General features: G+C 71.1%; 1 protein-coding gene. It reads right to left on the reverse strand.

Features of this window, described 5'->3' with window-relative positions; genetic code table 11:
• The coding region (locus tag Mam01_RS36050; protein WP_239101889.1) for a condensation domain-containing protein at nt 1-955 on the reverse strand (955 nt) is incomplete at both ends.

Below are 955 nucleotides of genomic sequence, written 5' to 3' on the forward strand. Positions count from 1 at the left end.
GGCTGGCCCGGGGATGCACCGGCACCGGGTCGACCGCGAGCCCGGGGAGCTCGTACTGCGGCGGCGTGCCGTTGATCGACAGCATGACCTGGAAGAGAGGGCTGCGGCTGAGGTCGCGTTCCCGTACGCACTCATTGATCAGCCGCTCGAAGCCGATGTGCTGGTGCTGCTGGACGGCGAGCGCGGAGTCGTGCGTGGCGCCGAGCACGTCACGGAGGGTCGTCTCCGGCGTCGGACGCATACGCAGGGGCAGGGTCGTCACGAGCATCCCGATGACATCCGTGGTTTCGGGCCGGGTGCGCCCAGAGGCGGCGAACCCGATGGTGACGTCGTCCTGGCCGCTGAGCTTGGCCAGGAGCACACCCAGCGCCGTCGCCACCACGGAGAACGTACTCGCCCCGGTCGCCCGGGTGACGGCGGCCACGGTCGCGGCGGGCAGGGACAGCGGAACGGCGTCCCCACGGTGCGTCTGGTACGGCGGGCGCGGCTTGTCGGTGGGCAGGTCCAGCGTCCGCGCGCCGGCGAGGTGCTCGCGCCAGAACTCCACGTCCTCGTCGGTGACGGGCTGCTCCCACAGTTCGACGTCCGCGAACTGCACGGGCGCGGGTGAAGGGGCGTCGTTTCCCGCCGGGTCTTCGGCCAGCCTGGCGTAGTGGCCCGTGATCTCACGGAGCAGCAGGTCGAGCGACCAGCCGTCGCAGATGAGGTGGTGCAGGCTCAGGAGCAGTACGTGCTCCTCCTCCGACACCCTGACCAGGACGACACGCATGAGCGGCCCGGCGGCGATGTCGAGCGGACGGGAGGCCACCTCGTCGAGCACCGCGGCCCAGTCGGACGCGGTCACTTCCTCCAGCTCGGCGACCGGTTCCGCGGACACCACCTGTACGAGTTCCTCGTTCTCCTCGCGGAGGGTGGTGCGCAGGCTTTCGTGGCGCCGGGCGGTGTGGGCGAGAGC

The sequence above is a fragment of the Microbispora amethystogenes genome, assembly GCF_016863015.1.
GTDB classification, from domain to species: domain Bacteria; phylum Actinomycetota; class Actinomycetes; order Streptosporangiales; family Streptosporangiaceae; genus Microbispora; species Microbispora amethystogenes.